Origin of the sequence: Rhizobium sp. 3T7 (genome assembly GCF_020166565.1) — a bacterium.
Taxonomy (GTDB): Bacteria; Pseudomonadota; Alphaproteobacteria; order Rhizobiales; family Rhizobiaceae; genus Rhizobium.
In genome coordinates, this window is sequence record NZ_JAIQXS010000024.1 from 12,943 (window position 1) to 35,467 (window position 22,525).

At 60.8% G+C, this 22,525-nt stretch carries 22 protein-coding genes; 9 read left to right on the top strand and 13 right to left on the bottom strand.

Annotated elements, in window-relative coordinates; all coding sequences use genetic code 11:
* Positions 1 to 31: 31 nt before the first annotated feature.
* From K9B32_RS24645 to K9B32_RS24660, 4 genes are all read right to left on the bottom strand, one after another.
* Positions 32 to 934: an adenylate/guanylate cyclase domain-containing protein gene (locus K9B32_RS24645; protein ID WP_224567024.1), complete on the bottom strand. Its 903-nt coding sequence runs from the start codon at positions 932 to 934 to the stop codon at positions 32 to 34.
* 138 nt (positions 935 to 1,072) lie between these two features.
* On the bottom strand, positions 1,073 to 2,020 hold the full coding sequence (locus tag K9B32_RS24650) for a 2-hydroxyacid dehydrogenase (RefSeq protein WP_224567026.1): 948 nt from the start codon (positions 2,018 to 2,020) through the stop codon (positions 1,073 to 1,075).
* A 20-nt stretch (positions 2,021 to 2,040) separates the two neighbouring features.
* Entirely contained in the window at positions 2,041 to 3,063 is a 1,023-nt protein-coding gene (locus K9B32_RS24655; protein WP_224567028.1) for a LacI family DNA-binding transcriptional regulator, read from the bottom strand.
* A gap of 120 nt (positions 3,064 to 3,183) precedes the next feature.
* Positions 3,184 to 3,726: a MarR family winged helix-turn-helix transcriptional regulator gene (locus K9B32_RS24660; RefSeq protein WP_411969747.1), complete on the bottom strand. Its 543-nt coding sequence runs from the start codon at positions 3,724 to 3,726 to the stop codon at positions 3,184 to 3,186.
* A gap of 145 nt (positions 3,727 to 3,871) precedes the next feature.
* On the opposite strand from K9B32_RS24660, the gene K9B32_RS24665 reads away from it, so the two are divergent.
* The 3 genes from K9B32_RS24665 (at position 3,872) to K9B32_RS24675 (ending at position 6,880) form a co-directional block, all read left to right on the top strand.
* Positions 3,872 to 4,663 (top strand): creatininase family protein, encoded by a 792-nt coding sequence (locus tag K9B32_RS24665; RefSeq protein ID WP_224567030.1) that lies wholly within the window; start codon positions 3,872 to 3,874, stop codon positions 4,661 to 4,663.
* Between the two features lie 124 nt (positions 4,664 to 4,787).
* A complete protein-coding gene (locus K9B32_RS24670) occupies positions 4,788 to 5,891 on the top strand; it encodes a CobW family GTP-binding protein (RefSeq protein ID WP_224567032.1) in 1,104 nt (367 codons plus the stop codon).
* The gene (locus K9B32_RS24675; protein WP_224567034.1) at positions 5,891 to 6,880 is read left to right on the top strand and encodes a WD40 repeat domain-containing protein; all 990 of its coding nucleotides are present in this window, start codon (positions 5,891 to 5,893) and stop codon (positions 6,878 to 6,880) included. Before K9B32_RS24670 ends, K9B32_RS24675 begins: the two co-directional genes overlap by 1 nt.
* Before the next feature lie 116 nt (positions 6,881 to 6,996).
* Here the strand turns inward: K9B32_RS24675 and K9B32_RS24680 are convergent, their stop codons facing one another.
* The 4 genes from K9B32_RS24680 to odc2 form a co-directional block, all read right to left on the bottom strand.
* Entirely contained in the window at positions 6,997 to 8,151 is a 1,155-nt protein-coding gene (locus K9B32_RS24680) for a GGDEF domain-containing protein (RefSeq protein WP_224567036.1), read from the bottom strand.
* A gap of 102 nt (positions 8,152 to 8,253) precedes the next feature.
* Positions 8,254 to 9,264, bottom strand: a complete 1,011-nt coding sequence (locus tag K9B32_RS24685) for a serine hydrolase domain-containing protein (RefSeq protein WP_224567038.1) — start codon at positions 9,262 to 9,264, stop codon at positions 8,254 to 8,256.
* Between the two features lie 926 nt (positions 9,265 to 10,190).
* Positions 10,191 to 10,781, bottom strand: coding sequence for a GNAT family N-acetyltransferase (locus K9B32_RS24690; protein WP_224567040.1), 591 nt, complete (start codon positions 10,779 to 10,781; stop codon positions 10,191 to 10,193).
* A gap of 88 nt (positions 10,782 to 10,869) precedes the next feature.
* A complete protein-coding gene (gene odc2, locus K9B32_RS24695; protein WP_007802889.1) occupies positions 10,870 to 12,003 on the bottom strand; it encodes an ornithine/lysine decarboxylase in 1,134 nt (377 codons plus the stop codon).
* Between the two features lie 568 nt (positions 12,004 to 12,571).
* On the opposite strand from odc2, the gene K9B32_RS24700 reads away from it, so the two are divergent.
* From K9B32_RS24700 to K9B32_RS24710, 3 genes are all read left to right on the top strand, one after another.
* Complete coding sequence (locus K9B32_RS24700; RefSeq protein WP_224567042.1) at positions 12,572 to 13,465, top strand: LysR family transcriptional regulator; 894 nt, start codon at positions 12,572 to 12,574, stop codon at positions 13,463 to 13,465.
* 89 nt (positions 13,466 to 13,554) lie between these two features.
* Complete coding sequence (locus tag K9B32_RS24705) at positions 13,555 to 14,196, top strand: DUF1007 family protein (protein WP_224567044.1); 642 nt, start codon at positions 13,555 to 13,557, stop codon at positions 14,194 to 14,196.
* Positions 14,197 to 14,249: 53 nt separating this feature from the next.
* On the top strand, positions 14,250 to 15,269 hold the full coding sequence (locus K9B32_RS24710; protein WP_224567166.1) for a nickel/cobalt transporter: 1,020 nt from the start codon (positions 14,250 to 14,252) through the stop codon (positions 15,267 to 15,269).
* An 8-nt stretch (positions 15,270 to 15,277) separates the two neighbouring features.
* On the opposite strand, the gene K9B32_RS24715 is transcribed toward K9B32_RS24710, so the two are convergent.
* The 4 genes from K9B32_RS24715 to K9B32_RS24730 all read right to left on the bottom strand — a co-directional run bounded on the left by K9B32_RS24715 (position 15,278) and on the right by K9B32_RS24730 (position 17,712).
* Entirely contained in the window at positions 15,278 to 15,493 is a 216-nt protein-coding gene (locus K9B32_RS24715; protein WP_007802896.1) for a hypothetical protein, read from the bottom strand.
* Complete coding sequence (locus K9B32_RS24720; protein ID WP_224567046.1) at positions 15,490 to 16,185, bottom strand: GNAT family N-acetyltransferase; 696 nt, start codon at positions 16,183 to 16,185, stop codon at positions 15,490 to 15,492. Before K9B32_RS24720 ends, K9B32_RS24715 begins: the two co-directional genes overlap by 4 nt.
* A gap of 70 nt (positions 16,186 to 16,255) precedes the next feature.
* Positions 16,256 to 16,966 (bottom strand): tellurite resistance TerB family protein, encoded by a 711-nt coding sequence (locus K9B32_RS24725; protein WP_224567048.1) that lies wholly within the window; start codon positions 16,964 to 16,966, stop codon positions 16,256 to 16,258.
* Between the two features lie 107 nt (positions 16,967 to 17,073).
* Positions 17,074 to 17,712, bottom strand: a complete 639-nt coding sequence (locus tag K9B32_RS24730) for a 2-dehydro-3-deoxy-phosphogluconate aldolase (RefSeq protein ID WP_224567050.1) — start codon at positions 17,710 to 17,712, stop codon at positions 17,074 to 17,076.
* Positions 17,713 to 17,868: 156 nt separating this feature from the next.
* On the opposite strand from K9B32_RS24730, the gene K9B32_RS24735 reads away from it, so the two are divergent.
* The 3 genes from K9B32_RS24735 to K9B32_RS24745 are packed head-to-tail and all read left to right on the top strand — an operon-like array spanning position 17,869 to position 20,231.
* On the top strand, positions 17,869 to 18,357 hold the full coding sequence (locus tag K9B32_RS24735) for a CYTH domain-containing protein (RefSeq protein ID WP_224567052.1): 489 nt from the start codon (positions 17,869 to 17,871) through the stop codon (positions 18,355 to 18,357).
* Entirely contained in the window at positions 18,335 to 19,243 is a 909-nt protein-coding gene (locus K9B32_RS24740) for a CHAD domain-containing protein (protein WP_224567053.1), read from the top strand. The genes K9B32_RS24735 and K9B32_RS24740 overlap by 23 nt, the downstream gene beginning before the upstream one ends.
* 46 nt (positions 19,244 to 19,289) lie before the next feature.
* Positions 19,290 to 20,231: a rhodanese-related sulfurtransferase gene (locus K9B32_RS24745; RefSeq protein WP_224567055.1), complete on the top strand. Its 942-nt coding sequence runs from the start codon at positions 19,290 to 19,292 to the stop codon at positions 20,229 to 20,231.
* Here K9B32_RS24745 and K9B32_RS24750 read toward each other — a convergent pair whose 3' ends face one another.
* Positions 20,232 to 22,442, bottom strand: coding sequence for an EAL domain-containing protein (locus tag K9B32_RS24750; RefSeq protein WP_224567057.1), 2,211 nt, complete (start codon positions 22,440 to 22,442; stop codon positions 20,232 to 20,234). It lies immediately after the preceding gene.
* Positions 22,443 to 22,525 lie beyond the last annotated feature (83 nt).

Here is a 22,525-nt window from a genome sequence, read left to right on the forward strand (position 1 = left end):
GCAAGGGAAGCGAGAGCAGGAGCGTTGACCTTTACCCTCGCATGGCCCATCGCAGGCCGACGGTGACCGCCAAGCCTAGCAGCGGCCATATCGCCCAGAACACCCCATGCCATGCCAACAGATTGATCATGACGATGCCAATGCCGATGACGACCAATCCAGCAATACGCTGGTCAAAACGGCTCTGCCTGCGGACCCAGGCCATCGCCGAGACGAAGGCAAGGCCGAGAAGCGGCCAGACGGCCCAGAAGACGCCCTGCCACGACACGAGATTGATCGCGATCAAAGCGATGGCGATAACTGCGAACACGCCGCCAATCTTCCGCACCCTCGGACCAAAGGGCTGGCTCGGTTCGGGCGCGGCAGCCGCAGGTAACGGATGAGCCGGTGGCGCGGGCGCTGTCGACACGTCGTCTCCAATCCGCACAGCATAGCTCGGCACCGCCTCGCTGACGTTCTTCACCGTCAGCGGCCCAAGAAAGTCGAAGCCGACCGCAACCTTGTTGCGGACCTGGTCATAGACCGTGTTGGAAATCACGATGCCACCGGCCGGTGCCGAGGCCTGAAGCCTGGCGGCGATGTTGACGCCATCACCATAAATATCGTTACCCTCGGCGATGACATCGCCGAGATTGATGCCGATCCGGTAGAGCATCCGTCCCTCCGCCGGCCGGGCAGAATTCATACCGACGAGCTCGTTCTGGACGTCGATGGCAGCGCGCACCGCTTCGACGACGCTCGGAAATTCGGCAATCAGGCCGTCGCCCCAGGTATTGATCACCCGGCCGCCATGCGCGCCGATCAGACGCGACATCGCATCGCGCGACCACTTGAGCATGGCGAGAGTACCCTCCTCGTCGGCGCCCATCAGCCGCGTATAGTCCTGGACATCGGCAGAGAAGATGGTCGTCAGCTTGCGTCGCATTTCGTTCATGACGCTTCGTTCCTAACCATGTTCGATCAGCAAGACCCGGCACGGTTGCAGTAAACAGAGCCGCATCCTGATAGATGTATTCCCAATCCGCTTCGTTCAAGCCAGCTTCCGTTTCGCCCGCCCTCAAAAGATGGGGCCTCACGCCTTTGACGGCGTCTCCGGCACGGGCGTCAAAGGTCTGCCCTTTGCGAACCACTCAACGAGATTATCGACGACCAGATCCGCCATCGCATTGCGCGTTGGCACCGAGCCTGACGCGAGGTGCGGCAAAAGCACGGCGTTCGGCAGATCGAGCAGAGAAGCCGGCACATCAGGCTCGTCATAGAAGACGTCGAGACCTGCGGCACCGATGGTTCCGGACTTCAGGGCCTGAGCAAGCGCATCCTCATCGACCGTCCAGCCACGCCCGACATTGATGAAAACGCCGTCAGGGCCAAGTGCGGAGAGGATCTCCGCATTGATGGTCTTGTGGGTCTGCGGGGTTTTCGGAACGATGGAAATCAGGGTGTCGACGGCCTCGGCGAGATCCTTCAGCGACGGATAGTAGCCGTATGGCGCATCCGGGTGGCGGGTGCGGGTATGGTAGCTGATCTTGACCTTGAACGGCTCGAGACGCTTGGCGATCTCCTGGCCGATGCGGCCAAGACCGTAGATTCCGACATGCCGCCCCTTTAGGGAGAAACGCGAGAGCGGATAGTTCTGTCCAGGCTTCCAGTTACCGGCACGCAGCCAATTTTCCGCACGCGGGAGTTCGCGGATCGTGTTGAGCAACAGCCCGATCGCAGTATCGGCAACCTCGTCGTTCAGCACATCGGGCGTGTTCGTAACGATCACGCCCTTAGTGGCCGCGTGCTTCGCATCAACGCCGTCATAGCCGACGCCGAAGCTGGAGATCAGCTCGACATTCGGAAGGCCGTCGATCGCAGCCGCGTCGAACGTGCCCGAGACGGCGACGCCGCGAATCTTGCCCGCGGCCTCCGCGTCAAGCGTCGCCGGATCGGCTTCGATAACGTCGAAGCCTTCCTTAAGGCGTGTCAGGACGCGTTCGTGTATCTTCCCGGGGACGACAACAGCGATGCGGGACATGGCATTTCCTCTTGGCTTGCTTACGGGCGCGGACGATGGGGGCTGGTCGACTGGCGGATGCGCATCTCGGGCTTGATGAGATGGAGGCCGTCCGGCTCGTGGCTGCCGGCCAGGCGATCGAGAAGCGCGCGGGCTGCAAGACGTCCGACTTCCGCCTGGCCGTTCCAGACCGTCGTCAGCGCCGGCATCGATATCGATGCTTCCTCGAGATCGTCATAGCCGGTGACGGAGATGTCCTTGCCCGGAACGAGACCCGCGCGGGCGATGCCGTTCATCAGGCCGATCGCGACGAGATCGTTCCAGCAGACGGCGGCTGTCGGCTTTTGCGGTAACGACAGGAAATGCACCGCTGCCTCGAAGCCCCCTTGCATCGAGCGTGGGCCGGGAATGCGCAGACCCGGATCCACATCGATGCCGGCCTTGCGCAGCGCGTTGACGTAGCCTTGATAGCGATCGCGCCCCGTGGACGTCTGGTCGGTGCCGCCGATCATGGCGATCGACCGATGGCCAAGGCCGATCAGATGGTTGGTTGCGAGTGAAATGCCGTAGCTGTCGTCACCCCGATAGGTCGGAAGGTCCAATCCGTCCAACGAGCGGGCAACCAGGATCGCCGGCATGCCGTTGTCTTCAGCGAGCTGCATATCCTCCGGCGGCGTGCCGATTGCCGGCGACATGATGACGCCGTCGCCACCGAGCTGCAGCAACGTTTCGATGAAGGTGCGCTGCTTTTCGACGGAGTCGTAATGGTTCGACAGAATGAAGGTGTGCCGGCTGCGATCGAGCTCGCTTTCAATCGCCTTCAGGATTTCTCCATAGAACGGGTTCATGATGTCGTGCACGACGACGCCGATGATGCCGGAGCGGGACGTCCGCAGGCTGGCAGCGCGGCGATTGTAGATATAGCCGAGCGCCCGCGCCTGTTCCTTGATTTTGTCTCGGGTGGCGCCAGCCACGAGCGGGCTGTCACGTAAGGCAAGAGATACGGTTGCTGTGGAAATGCCGAGCGTTTCGGCGATCGTCGAAAGCTTTATCTTTTGAGCCACGTGTCCTCCCCAGGCAACGCGCGGTTTTTCATGCGCCCGACATTAGAAGAGTCGAGCGTTATTAAAATGTTTAATTAAAAGATTAAACGCAGCGAGGCAATTCGTAATTTCACAAATCTGTCAGATTTCCTCAGGCTCATCGAGAGGAATGGCGGCGGACTGCAAGTTGCCGTCGATTGCCTTCAACAGACGGACAAGATTGCGGATTTCCTTCTCGGAAAATTCCTGGGTTGCCAACCGGTCGCAGGCCGAGGACGCCATTTCGATTGCCTTGACACTGCCGCGGCCAAGTTCGGTCAGATAGACCTTGGTCAGGCGGGCATCGTCGGCATCCGCCTTGCGCTCGAGGAACCCTTGCGCCTCCATGCGCCCGATCGTGCGCGTCATCGTGGGCGCCTTGACGCCAAGCTTCTGCGCCAGCCCGCCGGCGGTCATCCCGTCACTTTCGGCAAGCAAAAGGATGACGCCGTCCTGGCCGGCATAGAGGCCGCTTTCGAGGAGGTTGCGCGACAAGACCGTGCGCATCGACCGAGCCGCCTGCGTCAAAGCCGGCGAAAGATCGACGACTGTATATTCGGTCTGGTCCTTCTTCTTGGATTTCTGCTTCTTTCCGTCCTTGTGCTTCTTCCCCATCGCCATCCCTTTGACTTTGCTGCGTTGCACGCACCTTGCCCGTGCAAGGGAGCCAGAACATTCACAATAGTCTCCCCTAAATCGATTTCGATTTAAGGGGTTATGCGCTAAGCATTGAGAACGCTGCGTTATGACATTGCGCATCATCTCGTCATAAACAAGAGGTCTTAGCCGGATGACGGAGCCTTCTCGCGACTTCGAGGATAACGATCCGAACCTGCCGCCTGCAGACCGCCGCCGATGGATCGCTGTTCTGCCGCTCGGCGCGCATGAGCAACACGGCCCTCACCTGCCCTTCGAGACCGACACGCTGATCGCCAAGGGCATCGTTGCCCGGCTCAAGGCCACCCTTCCCGCCGCCCTGCCGGTGACGTTCCTACCGACCGAAAATGTCGGCTACTCGGTCGAGCATATGGACGTGAAGGGCACGCAAACGCTGACATATGGGGAGGCCATCGAACGCTGGCTGGGCATTGCCCGAAAGCTCTCCGACATGGGCATTCGTAAACTGGTGATGCTGAATGCCCATGGCGGCAACTCGCCGTTGATGACGATCGTTGCGACGGAAGCTCGCGTCCGTTTCAACATGCTGGCGGTGGCGACGAGCTGGGCACGCTTCGGCGTTCCCGCCGGTATCATCTCGCCCGAGGCAAAAGCGATCGACATCCACGGCGGCGACATCGAAACGTCGGTGATGCTGGCGCTTCACCCTGATAAGGTCGACGTGACCAAGGCCGCTGACTTCCCGTCCCGCCAGTCCGACCTTGCCGCCCGCTTCAAACATTTGCGTGCTTACGGCCCACATGCCTTCGGATGGAAAATGTCGGATCTCAGCACATCAGGCGTGGCAGGCAACGCATCGCTGGCGACAGCGGAAAAAGGCGAGGCACTGATTGCACATTCCGTAAAGGGGTTGGTCGAACTGCTGGGGGACGTCGACGCATTCGACGCAGCAGAGCTTGATTGAAACCATCCCGTCGCGATGTGATCTTATAACATACAAAACCCTTTGAACTGCCGCTCGCAACTCCTTATATGTGACCGACGAATTTTCAGCCCCGCCCCCGGGCGTGCCATCTCTCGAGGTTCTTATGACCGACGCGATCCCCACCCAGCAGAAGCCAATTCCCGTCACCGTTCTCACCGGCTACCTCGGCGCCGGCAAGACCACATTGCTCAACCGCATCCTGTCGGAGAACCACGGCAAGAAGTATGCAGTCATCGTCAACGAGTTCGGCGAGATCGGCATCGACAACGACCTTATCGTCGAATCCGACGAAGAGATCTATGAAATGAACAATGGTTGCGTCTGTTGCACCGTGCGCGGCGACCTGATCCGCGTCGTCGAAGGCCTGATGCGCCGCCCCGGCCGTTTCGACGGCATCATCGTTGAAACGACGGGCCTGGCCGATCCGGTTCCGGTCGCCCAGACCTTCTTCATGGATGACGACGTGCGTGCCAAGACGGAACTCGACGCCGTTGTCGCCCTCGTCGACGCCAAGCATCTGCCGCTGCGCCTGAAGGACAGTCGCGAGGCCGAAGACCAGATCGCCTTTGCTGACGTCGTCCTGATCAACAAGACCGACCTCGTGACACCGGAAGAGCTGGCGCAGATCGAAGACATCGTCCACGCCATCAATCCCTCGGCGCGCGTCTACAAGACGAGCCGCTCCGGTGTCGATCTCGCACGCGTTCTCGATCAGGGTGCCTTCAATCTGGAGCGCGCGCTGGAAAACGATCCGCACTTCCTCGATCATGACCACGACGATCACGTCTGCGGTCCGGATTGCGATCACGACCACCACGATCACCACCATGCGCATGATCACGACCACGATCATGACCATCACGACCATGACCACCATCATCATGGCGCCATGTCGCCGATCCATGACGTGACGGTGCAGTCGGTTTCGCTGCGCGGCGGCGAAATGAACCCGGAACGGTTCTTCCCCTGGATCCAGAAGATCACGCAGACGCAGGGACCGAACATCCTGCGCCTCAAGGGCATCATCGCCTTCAAGGACGATCCCGAGCGTTATGTCGTGCAGGGCGTGCACATGATCGTCGAGGGCGACCATCAGCGTCCCTGGCGGGATGGCGAGAAGCATGAGACCCGCCTCGTCTTCATCGGCCGCGAACTCGACCGCGAAAAGCTCGAAGCCTCCTTCAAGGCGTGCGAGGCGGCAGCCTGATGCCGACAGTTGCGCCGTTTGATCTCGACGGCCATATCCTGGCCGTCGAATTTTTAGGTGACATCCCCTTCTTCGCCAACGCCGCCGGCACCTTCCACCGTCTCGATGGCGGCGAGAAGGTGACCGAAGCCCATCAGGGCATGCTGAGCTGCATCCGAGATCCCTACAGCGAGAGCCTGATCTCCGGCGGCGAGGACGGCAAGGTGCTGCGCATCGCGGCCGACGCCAGCACGACCGAGCTTGCCAGCGCGCCGCGCAAGTGGATTTCGCAGCTTGCCGCCGGCCCTCAGGGTGCTGTCGCCTATTCCTATGGCAAGAGCGCTTTCGTCCGTCTCGCAGGCGGCGCGACCAAGGAATTTACCGAAGAGCGCACCGTCGAAGGCCTCGCCTTTGCCCCGAAGGGCATGCGCATTGCCGCTGCGCGCTACAATGGCGTATCGCTGCATTGGGTCGGTACGGCTGCCAAGCCGGTCGATCTCGAATGGAAGGGCGCCCACACCGGAGTGACTTTCTCGCCGGATGGTAATTTCCTCGTCACCATGATGCAGGAGAATGCGCTGCATGGCTGGAAGCTCGACGCCAAGGCCGGCGCCGAGACCCGCCACATGCGCATGACAGGCTACCCCGCCAAGGTGAAATCGCTCTCCTGGTCGGCGAAGGGCAAATGGCTTGCCTCCTCAGGCGCGCCGGCCGCGATCGTCTGGCCGTTCCAGGGCAAGGACGGCCCGATGGGCAAGGCACCGCTCGAACTCGGCACCCGGGCCAACATCATGGCGACCTCAGTGAAGTTCCACCCTGTCGAAGACATCCTGGCGATCGGCTTCATCGACGGCATGATCCTCGCTGTGCGCATTGCCGACAGCAAGGAAGCGCTGCTGCGCCGCCCTGGCAAGGGCGCGATTACCTCGATGAGCTGGAGCAAGGACGGCAAGCTGCTGGCCTTCGCATCCGAAGCCGGCGATTGTGGCGTGGTTGATATCGCAGCCTAGGCAACAAGAGAGTGCCGCCCAAAATACCGGCTCGAGGTGAAGGATAGTCGAGGCTCCGCAAGGGCAGTGGTGCCTCGTCCCCTGTTGCGAAGAGGCCTCGCCGCCACCCACACTGCTCAGGCGGCCTGCTCACCTTCCGACGCTTCGACGCGATTCCGGCCCCGGCGTTTGGAGGCATATAGCGCGTCATCCGCCTTTCGCAGAAGCTGTTCGAAATCGACATCTGTCTCGCCGGAAGTGGCAACGCCGATGCTGAGGGTCGGAAAGACTGTCAGCCCCGATACCTGCCGAACGGCCGCTGAAAACGCCAGCCTCATGCTTTCGGCGGTCTGCACCGCCTCGGCATCGGTCATGTCCTTCAGAACGGCCAGGAACTCGTCGCCGCCCTGACGGGACAGCAGATCGCTGGGCCGCAACATCGTCTGCGCCACTCGGACAAAGAGCCGCAATAAGTCGTCGCCCAGCACATGGCCGTGTTGGTCGTTCAACTGTTTGAAATTGTCGATATCGATGGCGAGCAGCGCAAACGACTGCGCTCGCTTGAATGGCAGGCGTTGGGCCAGACCGCCGCGATTGAGCGCGCCCGTTAGCGGATCACGATGCGCCAGATCGATGAGCTTGCTCCTGCTGCGCTCGGCGGCCATCAGGACAATCACGACGCTGCGCAAAGCGAAGAAGACCACCGCCGTGGCACCCATCCATCCATGAACAACACTATCGCCGAAGGCGCCCGGTCCGGCGATCTGGCCTGATGCCGCAAACAGACTACGAGCCAGGAAGATCGCCGCGGTCGGCGCATAGAGCCAGGCAAGCAGCCCGGCCGAAAACAGCTTCTCGCGCCGGTGAATGGCGGCGCCTTCCCGCAAGATCGCAAGATCACAGAGGCAGCATACGATTGAAACATAGAAGATACGGGCTGAGACCGCGGCGGGATCGACCGTGAAAAGCAGAACGGGCAAGCTGACGCCGGCAACGGCAAGCGCACAGTAGCGTTTGTCGACAAGCCGCTCCGCAAAAACGCGAACGGAAAAGAATGTCAGGAGGTAACCGGCGATCGTCACGACGTTGCCGACGTCAAGGGAGACGAACGAGGGAACGAAATTCCGCAGCGAAACGCACAACGAGCCAATACCGATCAGGAGATTGCTGATGCCCCACCATGCCGGCCAGCGTCCAAAGCGGCCGGTCCAATATGCCGCGAGATGCACGCTACCGAGCACGAGGCATGTCATGGCCGAAACGACGTAGATCGTTCTCAGGTCCAGTATCATTTCGGGCGCTCTCCAACCTATGGCCGGCGCACCTTATAACCGCGCTGTTGAATTTTGTTTTTACAGCTCGCTCGTTTTTTAACGACGTGCCGAAATCACTCATCAGGTCGGGCGACTGGCTGCAATAATCTCGGCCAAAAGGCCATGCAGGGCATCGCGGTAGCCGCTGCGTGCGGACGGGCCGCTCTCGTCCGATGTCATCACGACCGTCATGCCAAATGAGGGCACGATGTAGAGCATCTGGCCGCCGTAACCCCAGGCGAAGTGGACCTCTTCGCCGCCGATCTGCCGCGAGAACCAGCCGTAGCCATAGTCGTCGCCGGAGAAGCGGGAATTGGTGCGGTGCTGCCACGACTGCGCGATCCAGTCCGCCGGTACCACCTGTGTGCCGTCAGCCGTCCTGCCCCCGTTGCGGTAGAGCTCGCCGAAAGCCAGCAGCGAGCGAGCCGTCATCGCCATCTGGTTGCCGCCGAGATAGATGCCCTGCGGATCCCGCTGCCAGGCGCCGATTCGGAAACCGTCGACAGGCTCGAGCCATTCGCGAGCCAGAGCCAACGTCGATTTCCCGCTGACCTTCGTCAGGATCGCCGAGAGAAGGTGAGTGGAAGCGGTCGAATAGAGCATCTGGCCGCCGGGCTCGTCGTCGAAAGGCTGGGCAAGTGCGAAACGCACCCAATTGCGCGAGGCGACCCAGCGGCCGTAGTTGGGACCTGACAGACGACCAAGCCCCGCCTGCATGGAGAGCAGGTTGCCGATGGTAATCTGGTTGAGCCGCGGATCGGGATCAACAGGCAGGTCGGCTTTCAGGATGGATGCAATCTTCTGCTGCGGCCCTTCGAGCAGCCCCTTGTCGATGGCAATGCCGACGAGGCTGGAGACAATCGACTTGGACGCGGACTTGATGTTGACGGATTCGCTCGCCGTGTGGCCGCGATAGCCTTGCTCCACGACAGTCCGCCCATCCCTGGTGACGATCACCGTCTTCAGCGGTTTCAAATCGGCGCGTGACGATAAACTCCCCAGGAGAACCGCCGTCCGGTGATCCTCCTGCTGCGCGACGGCAGCAAATGGGGACAGCAGAAGAACGACGAAGAAAGCGAGGCGCGTGATCATCCCGCTGAACTAGCGTAGGCGCGCCGCGAAATCATCGCTCGCCCGGTGCGGTTCACGCGGACGTGAAAGCTTATGGTCGGCCGGCGTCGGCGATCGCGAAACGACACTGCAGGCATAGCCGCGTTCACGGGGCAAGCCGAAGTGCCGCGTTGAGCCATTGCTCCGCGACGGTCAACCCACCGGGATGGGCAGGCGGCTGAGGTATTGCTGTATGGTGTGTCAGGCTGCTCCACCAGCGCGACCCGCATCCGGCTTGCCGGCTTGACCAGAACGGCAGGAGCGTCTCCCGTCCTGGCTTCTCCGGCTGGAACACCCGCCCCGACGGCGTGAGACCCATCGTCTGCGGCCGCCGTCGAGCGCCGAAATATGAACGGTGGACGCACGGTTCGTGAACCCGGCTCCCTGCCCGACGACAAGCCGATCATAGATCAGCCTGCACCGCGCGGGAAAACTTCTGCCGAAATTTTGATCTAAATGATTGAAATAACTGCAGACTTACTAGAACAAACCATGAATATCGCACTCATCGAGCCAAAACTCAGGTGTTGCTAAAATATCATTAATTTTAGCTCTCACAGTTTTTTGTTCATCTGGCGTTCAGAAAACTCTTTGGAAAGCCACTTTTTGAGCCCACATTGAACTCCTGAGAATAGGAGTGCATGAATGATTCTAAGGGCCACTGCCGCAGCGACTATATTCGCGGTCTATGCTTTCACGATGTTCTTCATCGCCGCTATACCTGAAAATGTCGTTCAGACTGCCGGAACACAATTGATCGACGCAAGCGTCGTGAAATGATCGAAGCCTAAGGGGGCAGGCAGTCGTAAAAGTTTAGGCTACGCGTTCGCCGGTCTTCCGGCGCCTCTAAACTTGATTTCCGAAACCGGGAAAAAAGGCCTCTCCCCGTCGGGGAGAGGCTCTGCCGATCACGCCGCCCTGCGGACCGGCGCGCTTGCCAGCATCCGTCCCGAGGGGACGACCATGCCGGCAGCACCGTCAAGCCAGCCTTCGATGAGCTCCAGCGCCAGGAAGCGCGAGCGTTCGAAGGGACCCGGCATGACGAGATGTTGAGCCGTTTCGGCAAAAAAGCCGAACCGCTCGTAGTAAGGAGCATCGCCGACGAGCAGGATCGCGCCGTGCCGACGGTTCTTCGCTTCCAGAACGGCAGCGCGCATCAGCGCCGAGCCGACGCCCTTGCCTTCGAAGCTGGAATCGACTGCCAGCGGTCCGAGCAGCAGCGCATTGATCGGCGTGCCCTCGGCATCGACGCCAGCCTCGACATTCCACAGACGCACGGTGCCGATGACATGGCCGTCACGATCACGCGCAACCAGCGCCAGACCTTCCGCCGGAACGCGACCGCGGCGGATCTTCTCCGACGACTTCTTGCGACGATTCGGGCCCATGGCGCGATCGAGCAAATTCTCGCGCGCCACGACATCGCCGGGGTTCTCGGCATCGATGGTGAAAACAGAAGGCGCAAAGAATGCGCGGACAGAATCAAGAACAGCGGCCATCGTGGCCTCCCGTACCCAAAACCGTTATGAGCGGCGATTGATATGAATTGTGAGGGTGCCGCCCCGGCTGGCTACGGGGCGAGCTCTATTAGATGACGTAGGCTTTCAGCGGCTCGAAGCCGTTGAACGCGACCGCCGAGTAGGTGGTCGTGTAGGCGCCGGTGCCCTCGATCAGGATCTCGTCGCCGATCGAAAGGGAGATCGGCAGCGGATAGAGATTCTTTTCATACAGCACATCGGCCGAATCGCAGGTCGGGCCGGCAATCACGCAAGGCTCCATTTCGTCGCCGTCGCGCTCGGTGCGGATCGGGTAACGAATGGCTTCGTCCATCGTTTCGGCGAGACCGCCGAACTTGCCGATGTCGAGGAATACCCAGCGGGCAGCGTCGTTGTCCGACTTCTTCGAGATCAGCACGACTTCCGTCTTGATGACACCAGCGTTGCCGACCATGCCGCGACCCGGCTCGATGATCGTCTTCGGAATCTGGTTGCCGAAGTGATCACGCAGGCTCTGGTAGATCGCACGACCGTAAGCTTCCGCCGACGGAACGTCGCGCAGATACTTGGTCGGGAAGCCGCCGCCCATGTTGACCATCTGCAGGTGGATACCCTGCTTGGCCAGCTGAACGAAGACGCGCTTGGCATCGGAAAGCGCCGCATCCCAGGCGTCGACCTTGGTCATCTGCGAGCCAACATGGAACGATACGCCGTAGGACTCGAGGCCGAGCTGGTGCGCGTAGACAAGAACGTCGACGGCCATCTGCGGCACGCAGCCGAACTTGCGCGACAGCGGCCATTCAGCGCCTTCGCCATCCGTCAGAACGCGGCAGAACACGCGGGCGCCGGGAGCGGCACGCGAGATCTTCTCGACTTCCTCGTGGCTGTCGACCGCAAAGAGGCTAATGCCGAGCGCATGCGCGCGGGCAACGTCGCGTTCCTTCTTGATCGTGTTGCCGTAAGAAATACGGGCAGCGGTCGCACCGGCGTTGAGCGCCATTTCGATTTCAGCGACAGACGCGCAATCGAAGTTGGAACCCATGTCGGCGAGCAGCTTCAGGACCTCAGGAGCCGGGTTTGCCTTGACGGCATAGTAGATCGCGCTGTCCGGCATCGCATGGCGGAAAGCAGAGAAGTTGTCGCGTACGACGTCGAGGTCGACCACGAGGCAGGGACCATCGGGACGTCGGGTTGCGAGAAAGTCGCGGATGCGCTGGGTGGTCATATCAATCCCTCTTCCAATTCCAGAGCTCCGGGAAACCCGGAGGACAAAGGGCAACCAATCACTCGCATAGGAACCAGCCGGTGGAGACCCCGGAACCTTAGCAAGCGCTTGGATCGCGCAAATGATGAATCAACGCCGCATAAGCGACATGGATCCGACTTTGTCTGCCATGGATTGGAGGGAGAATCCCAACCGCACTTCCGGCAATGAAGGTGTGCCTCTTCAGTAACCCCCGCTGATGGAAAGCAGGGAGAGAACAAAAAGGCCCGCACCGTCGTTGCTTCAGGCGTCCTCGCATTTTCCGGTTGGCCGGAATAGCGACTGGAGGGGTTAATTCCAGGTACCTTACCGATTTCCTCACCAATTCGAGGGTTCGGCGGACACCCATGGGCACGTGCGACTTTGGGCTGACCACGAGATAGGAATATTCACCGTCATAATCAAGCGGTTTTTTCGCATCTCCCGGCAGAAAATATTTGAACAATACACTGCAATTTGTTCAACGTGATGAAACGGCAAGCAAGCAATTGATTTGACTGCCGGTTCGACGCGCTCGGAGACATCAGCCATGGACACCCTCACCCGCATCCGCGCCTTCATCGATGTCGTTGAAGCAGAAGGCTTTTCGGCCGCGGCCCGGCGCACCGGCCGTTCCAAGGCGCTGCTGTCCAAATACGTGCGTGAATTGGAGGACGAACTCGGTGCCCTGCTTTTGAACCGCACCACCCGCCAGTTCTCCATGACCGAGGCCGGCCACACCTACTACCGCACTGCTTCCGATATCCTCAAGGAGATCGACAACCTCGCCGATCTCGTGCGCGAGAATAATGCGCAATTGAAAGGCCGGTTGAAGATCTCGGTACCGCGCACCTTTGTCGATGCCGATGTCGGGCAATCGCTGATCGATTTCGCCAAGGAAAACCCCGATCTGGCCCTCGATATCGCGGCCGACGACAGGTTCGTCGATCTGATCGAGGAAGGCTTCGACGTCGCGATCCGCGTGACCAAGCTCGAGGACTCCGGTATGATCGCCCGCAAGATTTCGGATTTCCGCGTCCATCTTTGTGCAACGCCAGACTTCGTGGAGCGTCATCCCGATCTCGCCCACCCCTCGGATCTCTCGAACGTCCCCTTCATCATCGACACCAACTCGCGCAGTCAGGGCAGCATCCGTTTCTACAATCCGGACAACAGCTCCTTCGCGGTTGCCGTCGCCGGCCCCATGGAAGTCAACAGCCCGCATGCGACGCTGCGCGCGGCGCTTGCCGGCATTGGCGTTGCGCTGATCCCTGATTTCATCGCCCGCAAGCCGATCGAAGACGGAGAGCTGGTGACGCTGTTCAACGATTACATTCCGACCGATCGCGGCATCTATGCCGTCTATCCGCACCGGCGCTATCTGCCGGCCAAGGTGCGGATCTTCGTCGATTATCTTCACAATTGGTTCAGGAAGCACCCCTGATCGGTCGGGCGCTCCGCGCTGGTCCCAATTCCGTCCCATTTTCTGGCGAGGAATCACGGTGAACAACGGGATCCCCAGCAAGAGCACGCATGAAGAAATCGACATTCCTGATGGCGTCGCTCCTGTCGCTTCTGCCAGCCGCCGCCTTTGCACACCCGCACGTGTTCGTCGAGGCACGGCTGGAGGTCGTCGCCGATGATGACGGCAACGTTGCCGAACTGCGCAACGTCTGGCGCTTCGACGAGGTCTTCTCGTCATCCGTCGTGATGGATTTCGACAAGAACACCGACCTAAAGCTCGATCCGAACGAACTGGCCGAGGTCGGCAAGACCGTGCGGGATTCGCTGGTCGACTACGACTACTACATGAACCTCACGATGAACGGGAAGAACATCAAGGTCGAGAAGCCCGATCTGATCCATGTGGATTACAAGCAGGGCCAGCTTCTGATGTTCTTCGCAGTCAAGCCGGCGGAAAAAATGCCGCTCAAGGGCCGCCTGACCTTCGGCGTCTACGACCCGACGCTCTATACGTCGATCGACTTTCCGAGCGACAACGAGCTGGTCCTGGTTGGAGACAGCTTCAAGAGCTGCAAGCACCAGGTCGTTCGCCCGGATGCGGACCAGGTGATCGCCGAGAACAAGCAATCCCTAACCGACGCCTTCTTCAACGATCCGACGGGGACGAACATGTCGAAGCTCTTTGCGACGCGACTGGACGTGACATGCTGAGGCACCGCCTTCGGCCGCTTGCCCTGGGAATAGCACTCGCGCTCATCGTGGGCATGGCCGTTGCACATGCGCAGTCGCCGCTCGGCATCGGCACGTCGGAGCCGAGCTTCCAGCCGACCGGCGGCCCGCTGGCGCCGATTCTACTCTATGTGAACACGCAGCAGCAGGCCTTCTATCGCGCGCTGACGGGCGCGCTGCGCGCCATGCGCGAGGATTCGTGGCATCTATGGACACTTATCGGCCTCTCCTTCGCCTATGGTGTCTTCCATGCCGCCGGGCCCGGACACGGCAAGGCCGTCATCTCTTCCTACATGATCGCCAACGAAATCGAGCTGAGGCGCGGCGTATCGATCTCCTTCGTGTCCGCCTTCCTCCAGGGAGTGGTCGCAATCGTGTTGGTCGGCGGAGCGTGGTTGGTGCTGCGCGGCACCGGCATTACCCTGACGGCAGCGACGCAGGCGATGGAGATCGCCAGCTTCATCATGGTCATCCTCTTCGGGTGCTGGCTGCTGTTTCGCAAACTGCGCGGGATCATCGGCGGCATGCCACGCCGAGAGGTTATGGCAACCTCCTCCGGTCCCGTCAGCATGATACTGGACTGGAAGGAGAATGAGGAACAAAAGCAGGGCTCGAGCTACGCCTTCGGCGAGGCAGACGCGCTCAAGGCCGGACACAAATTCATTGCAGGCATGGCCTGCGAGACCTGTGGCCAATCACACATGCCCGACCCCTCCCTGCTTGGCGCGGAAAAGTTCAATATCCGGGAAGCCTGGTCGGCCATCATCGCGGTCGGCCTGCGCCCATGCTCCGGCGCGCTGCTGGTAATGACTTTCTCGCTGCTGAACGGCCTCTATCTCGGCGGCGTGCTGTCGGTGATTGCCATGTCGTCTGGCACCGCCATAACAGTCACGATCCTGGCGACGCTCGCCGTCACCGCCAAGGGCACCGCGATGCGGCTTGCCGGCCAAGGCTCTGCCGCTTCGATCTGGATCGGCAATGCGATCGAGATTCTCGGCGCCTTGCTCGTGATTGCCATGGGCGCGCTGTTGCTGGGCGCCTCGCTGCAGGGTTAGGGGAAGCGTTACTTGCCGCGCCGGCGCTGATAGCGTGCTCTCAGCCAGAAGACGACGAAGAAGGCAAGGATCAGGCAGGCGCCGACGCCAGCCGCCAGATACGGTGAGTAGCTGCCGAGTGCGAGCACGATGGTCGGCATGAAATAGAGGACCAGGCCAGCCGCCACGAGGATGATGGCGGCCGCAATCGCCTGCGAACGGCCTTCCGATTTCGGCGCCGTCATGCGGCTGATTCCTTGCTGATCTCGGCGCGGATATCTTCCAGCCGGCACTTCTGCTTGCCGTCCGGATCGAAATTGTCAGGCGACAGCCAGGCCTCGAACGCGGCGTTAAGGACAGGCCATTCGGAATCGATCATCGAGAACCACGCCGTATCGCGGTTGCGGCCCTTGGAGATCATATGCTGTCGGAAGACGCCTTCGAAGGTGAAGCCGTAGCGGGCTGCCGTCGTTTTGCTCGCCTCGTTCAGATTGTCGCATTTCCACTCATAGCGCCGGTAGCCGAGCTCCTCGAAGATATGCTTGGCCATGAGATAGTGAACTTCCGTGGAGAGCGGCGAGCGCTTCATGTCGGGACCGTGCGCGACGCCGCCGACCTCGATCACGCCATTGGCCGGATCGGCCCGCATGTAGTTCGCCATGCCGACGATCTTGCCGGAGCTGTTGTCACGGAAGATGTGCGTCAGCCAACCCGATTTGGAGTAGACCGAATGAAGCCAGTTGGCGAAATCATCCATCCCGGTGAAATCGGGCTGCGCGAAATAACGCAGCAGCGGGTTGATGCCCATGCCGCCGAGACCATCCCACAGCGCTTGCAGATGCTGCTCGCGGACATAGGGTTCGACGGTGACAAAACGGCCCTTGAGGGTCACCGGCCGGGGTTCCGGGCAGCCCTTGAAATTCGATAGATCGCGCATGCGCTCCTCCAGATAAGGAGACATGGCTTAGGCCAGCCGCCCGGGAAAGGCAACTGGCCGTTTGATACGCTTACAAACCGACCTTGGCAGAGGAAACCGTCGCCTCGATGTGGTCGACCAGCGCATCCGGAAGACCGAGGCGACCGGCCAGCAGATCGAGGTAGCCGCGCTCGGCGCGCGAATCCGGCTCGATGGTCAGCCGCGAGGCGGTGTAGAGCTCCACCCGTTGCTCCTCGGTGACGGCGGCTGCGACCAGCGCATCGATATCCGTCGGCTGCGACAGCTCCCGTTCGATGAAGAAGGCGGCTTCGCCACTGACATCCGCGGCCTTGATCTTGTCTAGAATGAGGGCGCGTTCGCCGTCGTCGATATGGCCGTCGGCCTTTGCCGCCGCGATCATGGCGCGGATGAGAACGAGCACGAATTCGTTGCTTTGCGCAGGCGAGGCCGCGCCGAATCCAGAGTCGGCAGGTGGCGGCAGCACAGCCGTCTTTGGCGGCGGCGCATCGGATGGCGTCGCCGGGGCCTGCCCTGCCTGATAATTCTTGTAGGCCTGGTAGCCGAGACCCGCGATCGCCGCGAGACCGCCGATCGCAAGCGCATTGCCGGCAACGCTGCGGCCGGTCTTGGTCCCGAGAAGCACGGTTGCCAGCGCGCCTGCCTTCCACGGATTGTCCTTGGCCATCTGGACCGCGTCACCCGCCCGGTCCCGGACGGAACCGCCGACACCCGGCACCTGCGAACCCAAGAACTGCTCAAGAAGCTTCTTCGCGTCGAACATTCCTCATCATCTCCCTGTCTAGAGGCCAGAGGGGAGATAGGTATCGGCAGCGAAAATACCAAATGCAGGCGGAGCATCCGCCTGCATTGAACGCAGTCTTTCCGAAATCAGCCCTTCAACGCTGCCGCTTCCGACGCGAGCTTGGTGATGCCGGCCCAATCGCCAGCGGCGATCAGTTCCTTCGGCGCAACCCAGGAGCCGCCGACGCAGATGACGTTCGGCAGCGACAGGTAGTCCATCGCGTTCTTCAGCGAGATGCCGCCCGTCGGGCAGAAAACCGTGCCGGCGAGCGGCGAGGACAGCGCCTTGAGATAGGCGGCGCCACCGGCCTGCTCTGCCGGGAAGAACTTCAGCACCTGATAGCCTTCTTCGCGCAGCGCCATGACTTCGCTGGCGGTCGCAGCACCCGGCAGCAGGGGAACGGACGAAGCGCGTGCGGCATCGAGCAGTTCCTGCGTCGCGCCGGGGCTGACGATGAACTTCGAGCCAGCAGCGACCGCGGCGTCCCAATGAGCGGTATTGAGGATGGTGCCGGCTCCGACCTCGGCGCCTTCGACCTCGTCGGCAACGGCGCGGACGGCATCGAGTGCGGCCGACGTGCGCATGGTGATCTCGATTGCCTTCAGACCGCCTGCGACAAGGGCGCGCGCCAGCAAAACGGCGGACTTGACGTCGTCGACGATCAGGACCGGGACAACAGGCTGGAGTTTCAGGATGGAAAGGAGCTTTTCTGTCTTCTCGCCCATGGCCGCGTGATCCTTTTGAACCGATTGAATTCGGGACCCGAAATAACCCCAAGGGTAAGCTTTGTCGAGCCGAAACCCGTCTTTGGAATAGAATGGGTACCCATGGTGATAAAATTAGGCTAGCGTAATAAAACCGTCACACAAGGTTCACCGGGAATGGCGAAAGAAATCGAGCGGAAGTTTCTGGTGCACAGCGATGCCTGGCGCTCTGGAGCGGAGACGAAATCCATTTTAAAACAAGGCTATATCGCCTCGATGGATGATCGGTCCGTGCGGGTGCGCGTGCTCGACAACGCGAAGGCGCGGCTGACGGTCAAGATCGGCCGCAGCACGATGACCCGCGAGGAGTTCGAATACGACATCCCCGTCGCCGACGCCGAACAACTGCTTGACGACGCGATCGGCGTCATCATCGAGAAAACCCGCTATCGCGTCCCCCACGGCGGTTTCGTCTGGGAGGTCGACGTGTTTGCCGGACAGCACCGTGGCTTGGTGATCGCCGAAGTGGAGATGCGCTCGGAGAGCGACAACCCCGCGCTGCCTTCATGGATTGGCCGCGAGGTGACAGGAGATTTCCGCTATTCAAACCAGGCGCTTGCCACTGAATACGAGCACGATCGGCATGCCCTTTCGCATACGGCCTGACCACAGGTTTACCGCGGAGTTCAGGAAGGCCGCTGGCGGCCAGCTTTCTCATGCGATCCGCACGCTTGAAGAAAGACCAGAGGGCAAGCACGAGGCGATCCACGCTTTTCGTAAAAACCTGAAGCGTGTGCGCTCCCTTTATCGCCTGGTGGCCAGCGAAGTCTCGGAGTTTCGCGAACACGAGAACGCTCGGCTTCGTGATGTGGCAATGTCTCTTTCGGCGATCCGAGATGCGACAGCGCTGATCGAGACCGCCGCCTACCTGAAGAAAAACGCCCGCAGCACAGGAGAGGCGAAAGCACTTGGCCGCATTGTCGCAGCACTGGAAAGCCGGCGCGACCACATGGCTGACGCCGAGGCGGATATCGACAGGAAGCTCACTAAAGCGCCGGAGGTGTTGAGGGACGCCATTGCAGCGCTGGAAGAGGTCCACTTCAACGGCGGCCCGCGTCGGAATGCACAGCTTGTCGCCAAGGGCTGGCGCAAGACAACGCTGAAGGCGAGGAAAGCCATCGAGCATTGCCAAGCCGAGGCCTCAGCGGAAGCCTTTCACACATTGCGCAAGCGAGCACAGGATTACCGGGCATACCAACGGCTGCTTCGGCCGCTTTGGCCGGCAGCGATGAAGGCGAAATACGAGGTGACGAGCAGCCTGATCGATCTGCTCGGTCATATCCATGACCTCGACGTGCTCTGCGCATTGGTGGAGGCCGAGCCGCAGCATTTTCCCAATGCCGACGATCTCGCGCACCTGCTCGATGCGATCATCTTCCGCCAGCAGGAGGACCGACATGCGGCACTGGAACGGGCAGAGGACGTCTTCGCCGATGATCCGCAGGAGGAAGCGGACCGGATCGAATTGCTCTGGCGAGCTCAGGTGAGCTGAAACGCCCCAATTGCGCAGACGGCCCGAAAGCTGTATTTGCAGCCGCATGACAGACACGCTGACCCACTCGACGGCAGCGGCGAGCCCGTTCCTCGTCGCGGCACTTTATCATTTCGTTTCCGTGCCGCGCTTTGAAAGCTTGCGCGAGCCGCTGCAGGCGCTTTGCGAAGAAAACGGCGTGAAGGGTACGCTGCTTCTGGCGCATGAAGGGATCAACGGCACGATCGCCGCACCGGACGCGGGTATCAAGACAGTGCTCGCCTATCTGCGTGCGCAGCCGGAATTTGCCGCTCTCGAGCACAAGGAAAGCCGCGCATCGAAGATGCCCTTCCTGCGCATGAAGGTGAAGCTCAAGAAAGAGATCGTCACCATGGGCGTCGAGAACATCGACCCCAACAAGGTAGTCGGTACCTACGTGGCACCGCAGGACTGGAATGCGCTGATCTCCGATCCGGATACCATCGTCATCGACACGCGCAACGATTACGAGACGGCGATCGGCATTTTCCGCGGCGCGCTTGATCCGCAGACGAAGACCTTCCGCGAGTTTCCGGACTGGGTGCGCAACAATACAGGCCTCCACAACAAGCCGAGGATTGCCATGTATTGCACCGGCGGCATCCGCTGCGAGAAGGCCACCGCCTTCATGAAGGAACAGGGCTTCGACGAGGTCTACCACCTCAAGGGCGGCATCCTGAAATATCTCGAGGAAATCCCGCAGGAAGAAAGCCTCTGGGACGGCGCCTGCTTCGTCTTCGACGAGCGCGTGTCGGTCGAGCACGGGCTGAAGGAGGGCGAGCACAAGCTTTGCCACGCCTGCCGCAATCCGATCACTGCCGAAGAGACGACCTCACCCTACTACGAGGAAGGCGTCTCCTGCAGCAACTGCTACAGCACGCGCAGTGAGGACGACCGCCTGCGCTACCGCCAGAGACAGCATCAGATCGCGCTTGCTAAGAAGCGCGGTCAGAAGCACATCGGAACCTGATCAGGCGGCATTGGTGCGGCGCGTGGTGACCTTCGCCGCGCGCGCCTGCATCAGCCGCTCGGTGATCTGATCGGCCGGCATCGGCCGGCCAAAGAAGTAGCCTTGCAACGTGTCGCAGCCGAAGAGCCGCACGGCAATGCCCTGCTCCTCGGTCTCAATACCCTCGGCCGTGACCGGTATATCGAGCGAGCGGGCCAGCGCCACTGTCGCCTGCAGCATTTCGCGCTGGCTGTCGCTTTCCAGGATATCCATGACCAGCGAGCGGTCGATCTTGATGCGGTCAAATCCGAACTGGCGCAGATAACCGATGGACGAGAAGCCCGAACCGAAGTCATCAAGCGCAATTTTGACACCCAGCGCCTTTAGCCGTTCGATCGCTTGGCGTGTGCGCTGCGGGTTCTGGATCATATAGCCCTCGGTGACTTCGAGCGTCACCCGCTTGGCCTCGATCTCTGTCTGCTTCAAGACGTAGCGGACATAGTCGGCAAAGGCGGGGTTGCGGAATTGCCCGGGAGAAACGTTGACCGAGATACGCAGTTCAGGCCACTGCTTGGCGGTTTCGCAGGCCTTGCGCAGCACGAAAAGCCCTAGCGCCTCGATAAGCCCGCTGGTTTCCGCGACAGGAATGAAGACCTCAGGCGAGACCGGTCCGTGACCCGGTCGATTCCACCGCACCAATGCCTCGACGCCGGTCATTTCATGGGTCGCCGCATCGATCAGCGGCTGATAGGCGATCTGCAAGTCGCCGCCCTCGATCGCCATCCGCAAATCGAGTTCCAGCGCATTGCGCTCTCCGCGATCGGCGTCCATGGCGGGGTCGTAAAGTGTCATGCGTGCACGGCCAGCTTCCTTGGCCTTATACATGGCAAGGTCGGCGCGGCGCACCAGCTCTTCACGGTCGATCGTGCCACCTTCCGACATGGCGATACCGATGCTCGCGCCAATGACAACGACGCGTCGACCGATCTCCAGCGGCTCCGCCAGGAAATCCAGTATCTGCTCGGAAAGCTGCAGGGCAACCGCCTGTTCGCTCTCGGAAACAAAGGCAATGGCAAACTCATCGCCGCCGATACGGGCGAGAACGGCGTTCTCCGGAATGAGCACGTTAAGGCCAGCGGCGACCGCGCGGATCAGCTGGTCGCCGGTGCCATGGCCATAAGCGTCGTTGACTTCCTTGAAGCCATCGAGATCGAGATAGAGGATAAGCACGTTGCGACGTGTCTGTGCCGCCTCGGCAACGAAGGCGTCGATTGCCGTTCCAAGCCCGTCGCGGTTCAGCAGGCCGCTCAACCGATCACGATTGGCTTCCTCGCGGGCATTGATTTCTTCCGCCTTGAGGCGCCGCAGCGCGAGCCAGCCGATGATGAGCAGAACGACGAAGAACAGGCCGACAAGCCCGAGCGCCTCGACGACCATTGGACGAACTTCGCCATAGCCGATATCGCCAGGAGCCCGCGACATCCAGATAAGCCTTCCAAGGGCAACCGGTTGCGCGTCCGAGATTGTCACCGAGTAGGGGGCTTCGAAGTCCGGAGCGACCAATTTCAACCCACCGATAACATAAGTCGCACCAAGCTCGGCGACCTTGTCGGCACTAAGGTGCCGCGCGAATATGAGGTAGCGATGTTTTCCGGCCGGCACGTCAAGCGCACCGGATTTCTCGCGAACGAGCGCCACACCGACTGCCGCGATACCGGCCTTGGTGCCAATGAAGCCCGTCGCTTCCGGATTGTCCTGTGGCCCCGCAGCCTTTGCCTTGTTGAAAAGCATCCAGAGCGATGGGGAGAAGAACTCGTCCAGCGAGCCGTCCATCGGCTTGCCTTCCCGATACGCCATGATCGGTTTCTTCTCATCATCGATGACGATCGCCATGTCGAAGAGGGAGCTGTTGACCGACATTTCGCCGTAGTTGCTGATCGTCCAGGCCATACCATCGGCCGTATAGACGTTCACTGCGGCATCGTCCCAGGCCGCGTAGTCGTTGAGCGTCGCGCCCAACTGCATCTCGAAGGTCTTCAGTGCGCCGGATATTGTTTCCCGCGATCGCTCGTCGTCCAGCACATTCGATCGCTCCGCAACGCGTTCGAGCGCGCTGAGCACCATGACCGTGACAATCGCGACGACAATGGCAAAAGAAAAAAGCACGCCGGCAACGGTCGCATGACGACCGATGCCCGAAATTTTTCTGCTGCCCTTGAAAATTGCCCGCATTCACTGCTCCCCGATCAAGGAAGTCTGCCAGCGAATGGCTCAAAAAACGGTTAAAGGGCGATATAACGATTAATCGTCCACGA